Origin of the sequence: Aneurinibacillus thermoaerophilus (assembly GCF_900099925.1) — a bacterium.
GTDB classification, from domain to species: domain Bacteria; phylum Bacillota; class Bacilli; order Aneurinibacillales; family Aneurinibacillaceae; genus Aneurinibacillus; species Aneurinibacillus thermoaerophilus.
In genome coordinates, this window is the sequence record NZ_FNDE01000071.1 from 1 (window position 1) to 4527 (window position 4527).

9 protein-coding genes and 1 tRNA gene are annotated in these 4527 nt (G+C 42.2%); 2 read left to right on the top strand and 8 right to left on the bottom strand.

Annotation, left to right across the window (positions count from 1 at the left end; translation table 11 throughout):
* From BLR88_RS20645 to BLR88_RS18385, 8 genes are all read right to left on the bottom strand, one after another.
* Positions 1-164 (bottom strand): AAA family ATPase (locus tag BLR88_RS20645; protein WP_175493691.1); only part of this gene is annotated, 164 nt, incomplete at its 3' end.
* Between the two features lie 13 nt (positions 165-177).
* On the bottom strand, positions 178-318 hold the full coding sequence (locus BLR88_RS19845; RefSeq protein ID WP_175493692.1) for a hypothetical protein: 141 nt from the start codon (positions 316-318) through the stop codon (positions 178-180).
* 6 nt (positions 319-324) lie between these two features.
* Complete coding sequence (locus BLR88_RS18365; RefSeq protein ID WP_091261537.1) at positions 325-909, bottom strand: host-nuclease inhibitor Gam family protein; 585 nt, start codon at positions 907-909, stop codon at positions 325-327.
* A gap of 277 nt (positions 910-1186) precedes the next feature.
* A tRNA-OTHER gene (locus BLR88_RS19850) sits at positions 1187-1258 on the bottom strand.
* 187 nt (positions 1259-1445) lie between these two features.
* Positions 1446-1769, bottom strand: a complete 324-nt coding sequence (locus BLR88_RS18370; RefSeq protein WP_091261539.1) for a hypothetical protein — start codon at positions 1767-1769, stop codon at positions 1446-1448.
* Positions 1770-1868: 99 nt separating this feature from the next.
* Positions 1869-2465, bottom strand: a complete 597-nt coding sequence (locus BLR88_RS18375) for a hypothetical protein (RefSeq protein ID WP_091261541.1) — start codon at positions 2463-2465, stop codon at positions 1869-1871.
* A 294-nt stretch (positions 2466-2759) separates the two neighbouring features.
* On the bottom strand, positions 2760-2972 hold the full coding sequence (locus BLR88_RS18380; RefSeq protein WP_091261543.1) for a helix-turn-helix domain-containing protein: 213 nt from the start codon (positions 2970-2972) through the stop codon (positions 2760-2762).
* 13 nt (positions 2973-2985) lie between these two features.
* Positions 2986-3225 (bottom strand): helix-turn-helix transcriptional regulator, encoded by a 240-nt coding sequence (locus tag BLR88_RS18385; RefSeq protein WP_091261545.1) that lies wholly within the window; start codon positions 3223-3225, stop codon positions 2986-2988.
* A 151-nt stretch (positions 3226-3376) separates the two neighbouring features.
* Between BLR88_RS18385 and BLR88_RS18390 the strand changes: the two genes are divergently transcribed.
* The gene (locus BLR88_RS18390) at positions 3377-3739 is read left to right on the top strand and encodes a helix-turn-helix domain-containing protein (RefSeq protein ID WP_091261548.1); all 363 of its coding nucleotides are present in this window, start codon (positions 3377-3379) and stop codon (positions 3737-3739) included.
* 84 nt (positions 3740-3823) lie between these two features.
* Positions 3824-4402, top strand: a complete 579-nt coding sequence (locus tag BLR88_RS18395) for an ImmA/IrrE family metallo-endopeptidase (protein ID WP_091261550.1) — start codon at positions 3824-3826, stop codon at positions 4400-4402.
* Positions 4403-4527 lie beyond the last annotated feature (125 nt).

Consider the following 4527-nt stretch of genomic DNA (forward strand, 5'->3'; position numbering starts at 1 on the left):
TCCGCATATTTGGAAGCAGAGCCGCGCTCCGTATCAATCACCGCAACCTTCTCGCCAAGTCCGCTGGCAAGCCGGAGAGATGTGTATGTCTTTCCGGCTCCGGACGGCCCGCACAGCGCGATTCTGGCGCGTGACTTTGTCTTTGTCGCTTTTGTAAATGCCATTTTTCAATCACCTCTAGTTAATAAATTCCTTCCAGCAACATGAGCATATGACTCCGTATGGCTCCTCTTCTCTTGCGTGATACACCGGAGTGATTTTCTCCCCCGGCTCAATCGGATCGCTGCACATCACGCAAGCTTCACTCTCCCGGTTCATCTCATATCACCCCAAGGTAAATTCATCTGGCCGTTCCGTCAGTTCAACATGCGGCACAACTTGTCCATTCGAATCAATGTAGACCAGCTTCCCGTCTACCTTTGCCTGCGTCAGTGTCTTTTTCAGCTCCGCCCACTTCACTGTGGGCTTGTGCTCGATGTACTCCGGATGGTTTGCTTCTAGCCAAATAAGGAGTTGCGCATCATCACGCTTGATTTCCGGTTGCTTGGCTTTGAATGCTGGCTTGTTGAACGGAAGCTTGAGTGATTTCGTGATTTTCTTTTTGCCAGCTGCAATTTGCTCTTGAATGGTTTGCTGGAGATACAGCATGAGTTTTCCTCCGAAGAAGGAAACCGTTTCGAGATATGGCTTTTTCGCTTCTTCCCTCCAGGCTTCCACAACTTCGATTTTGCGCTGTAGCGATTCAATCCGTTCCTCTGCCAGCTTTTCGATTTCATGAATCTTCACCTGTGCATCGTGGATGCGTTCGTCAGCCCACACTGCTGATTTAAGGTCTGTGACAGCCCAGCCCTCTGTTACCTCGTTCTTTTCTGCCAACATGTCGTCTAAGCGTTCTACAGGGATTGCCATGAACAGATTCCTCCGCTTCTTATTTGTTTTGTGCTATAATGATCGTAAGTTTTGTTTTCCAATTGGCCCTGTTACCGCAGGGCTTATTTTGTTTCATACACTTGCGCCATGTTTAACACCGCATTCATAGCCGCTGCATATCCAGCCTCAAACATCGCGCTCAAACTTCCTGGTTTTTGTAATGTTCATCACGCTTTTTTGCCGATGTCCTCATAGCCTTTTCAATCGCTTCGGTCAATTCCTTTTCCACTCTTCTCACCTCACCTTCATATGTATTTGGCGACCCGTGCCGGAGTCGAACCGGCGATACCCTCGGGCCAAAAAGTCCGGAGAGCCAATTCCGGCAGTCGTAAAATACTTAAAGGACGATTTCCTCCTTTTCATTTTTTAGCACCTGGCTCGGAAGTGCTGCCGGAACCGGGCAAGGAGAAAAAATATGGTCAAGAGGTGGAGTTCAAATTCCCGGTCCCGGCAGCAAGTCCGAATAGGACTTGCAAAGACATAAGTTTTCACATATGATTAATTTATAGTTGGAGTTATGCCGTCATCGTGTTCGCGCACATGGCGGCTATTTTTGTGTAGTAGTGAGACAGATCATGATAATGTTTCATACTCAATTTGTGATAGGCCCATGCTGCTTGGTAGCCTTTTTCTTCGCCTGCTGCTTTGTATGCCTCAGCCAGCTTCAAGAATTCATCAGCTTCTTGCTTTGCCTCTTTCATCTCTAGTTTGATTCGATTCAGTTCCAGACGTTGTTGATACGCCTTGTTCTGTTCATCATCCATAAGCGACATATCATAAGGAGCTGTGCGTTCCAGTACTTCCTGCAATCTCATATTCCAATCATGAGTAGTCTTCATATTTCAGCCCTCTCTTTCTGTGTTGTTCTTCAGAAACTTCAATGAGCACCATCACACGCTCGGCCATAGTTAATTCAAGCCAGTTGGCGATTATAACATTCATGCCGTTACCCCCATTCTTTTCTGTAACTCTTCCGGGAGTGGCATTATCATGCCGTCAGAGAGTGTATTTTGTGTCCATACCCTTACAACTTCCGGAATCTCAAAGCTAAATTCCCTTTCTGCTGCATAAAGCGTTGTATTGATAGCTGACTTTACATCGATAATTTGCTTTTTCTCGGAAAGCATATCTTTTGTTTGTGGTATCCTGTTTGGCCGACGTGAGTTCCAAATCTCCATCAGATCATCAACAGCTGCCAGCGCATCTTTTAGCTGTTTTCTCAGATTTAGCAGTGCGTCTCCGTATCTTTGATTAAACTCCGGCGTGATCGGTGGGAGCGCCAGTGGATCAACACCGTACATGCACATAACCACTTCTCTTCCTTCATGCCAGCCGGTTGCTGTACACCAATTTAAGGCCAGTTCCAGCCGTATATCTTTTACAAAGCCATTCTCGATCTCGCTTACTCTCTTTTGTGAGATGCCCAGGATTTTTGCGAGAACAATTTGCTTTTCACACCCTGGCACAAAGCTATTTTCACGAAAGAATCTAAGATATAACCCTAAATTCTGTTTGTTGTATAACCCGTTCGCCATCTGTTCGTGCCTCCTTTATCCCTGAAATAAGGCTAGAATGTAATTAAGACAAAGGATATCTGCTCACTCTTAGGCGTTTTGTCTATTCAGTTGTTAAGAGCAATAATCCCGTTTGATACAAAGTTGATTCAGAATAGTTTGAACAAGTGGTGCGTATGGGTGGAGCGCGTGTTTTTTGCAATCAAAATCAACGCAGTATTTTTATACATCGAACTTTTGTTCTTATATTCTCTACCACACTTAGTTTTCCTGAATTAACATAGTACGCTTTATTTTCTAAGGGATAGAGAGTTTTTATTCTGGCCAATCGCAATCCATCAAAAGATAATTACCGTCTACCCGAATCGCTCTGGCCAACTTAAATATTTTGTTAGCTAAAGGGTTGTATGGACGATTTGCTTCGAATCTTCTTATGACTGATAAAGAAAGTCCGGCTTTCTCAGCTACTTCTTTCTGTGTCATTCCCATCTCCTTACGACGCTGGCGAATAAACTCGAAGCTTTTCAATTACATCTCTCCTTTAAGCAGACTTGGTTTTATGTCGCTTTACGTGAGCGTTTTGAGCATAAAAAATTTCTTCAACAGTAGATCCATAAAAATCAGCTACTTTTTTGAGGGTTGGATATCTCCCAAGTCTTTTCCCAAGCTCCATCATAGCTAGCATACTGCGAGAAATTCCTATAAGATTAGCAGCTTCATCTTGGGATAGCCCTTTTACAACACGAAGAGAAATCAATTTTTCATTTTTGTTATTATTCATTTCTTTACCTCCTTTCACGCTCACTTTAAGTGACACATCTATTTATTATAATACTCGCTTTAAGTGACAATGTAAACAATTTTTTCTCACTTTAGGAGACATTTGTTTTATATTGTCACTAAGCGTGATATCCTAAAGATGGTGATGGAAAATGGATAAAGATATATTAAGAAGCAGAATTATTGAGCAAAGAAAGAAACGTGCTTGGTCACAGGTTGAATTTGCCAAAAGAATGAACGTAGGCCGGAGTACGGTAGCTATGTGGGAAACTGGGGATAGGGTTCCTGATACCCCAACTATTCATCGTCTTGCAGAAATCTTCGATATTTCGGCTGATTATCTACTTGGACTTTCTGACAACCCGTCACCAGTCATAAAAAATGTTGATGATAAAGACGGACTAGCTTTTATAGATGGTGAAACACCACTCACAGAGGAAGAAAAAGAGTACCTAAAAGAAAGCCTGGAACTATTCCGGAGAATGAAAGCGAAACGAGAACAACAAAAGCCCTGAATCTCAGGCGATTCGGGCTTTTTCTATACAAATAAAACAGAACATATATTCCCCTGAAATAAAGAGAATGGGAGAGGATTAGACTTGCTGGATTTGTCATTATACAAACCAACGGCTTTAGAAAAATGGATCGAAAAGATTTACAAAGCAAATAACATACTCACACCAAGAGATATGGACATTTATCATATTGCTGAAATATTTGGTGGAGATATCATGGAAACACCCATAAAAAGCCATGCACGTTGGGAAGATGATGGAGACGGATATTTCGTTATATTCTTAAATCGAGCTTTAGACGAGCTTTCTAGACGTTCAGAATTCCATCATGAGCTATGTCATCCACTTCAACATGTAGGAATTCAAGAACGGCTCCCAAAGCCATTTAAAGATCTACAGGAACGGCAAGCAAGGATATTTCAGTTATATGCTTCTATCCCATTTTTCATGGTAAAGGAATTAAACATGCCCAATCATAAAAGGGAAGCTATTGGATTTTTAGCTGAAGAATTTAAGGTTCCTTATAAGCTAGCAGCAGATCGCTTGAACCAGATCGGGAGAAGAATATTTCAGGCAAGATTTGATATACAATTTGCTCAGTATTTACGGGAAGAAGAACAGAAGATTAATGGAAAAACAATTTCATACAAAATAAAGGATTAGCTAGTTTTTTAGCTGACTACTTCAATGTGTCTCTACATTAAAACCGAACTGCAAAAACGCTTGAAGCGTCGTTTCCCAATGCACAGCCAGAGCATACAAGCTGTGTGCCACAAATATCTTTGGGC

Coding starts and splice junctions, on each gene's coding strand:
- BLR88_RS19845 (WP_175493692.1), bottom strand. CDS start 318: ATGAACCGGGAGAGTGAAGCTTGCGTGATGTGCAGCGATCCGATTGAG.
- BLR88_RS18365 (WP_091261537.1), bottom strand. CDS start 909: ATGGCAATCCCTGTAGAACGCTTAGACGACATGTTGGCAGAAAAGAAC.
- BLR88_RS18370 (WP_091261539.1), bottom strand. CDS start 1,769: ATGAAGACTACTCATGATTGGAATATGAGATTGCAGGAAGTACTGGAA.
- BLR88_RS18375 (WP_091261541.1), bottom strand. CDS start 2,465: ATGGCGAACGGGTTATACAACAAACAGAATTTAGGGTTATATCTTAGA.
- BLR88_RS18385 (WP_091261545.1), bottom strand. CDS start 3,225: ATGAATAATAACAAAAATGAAAAATTGATTTCTCTTCGTGTTGTAAAA.
- BLR88_RS18390 (WP_091261548.1), top strand. CDS start 3,377: ATGGATAAAGATATATTAAGAAGCAGAATTATTGAGCAAAGAAAGAAA.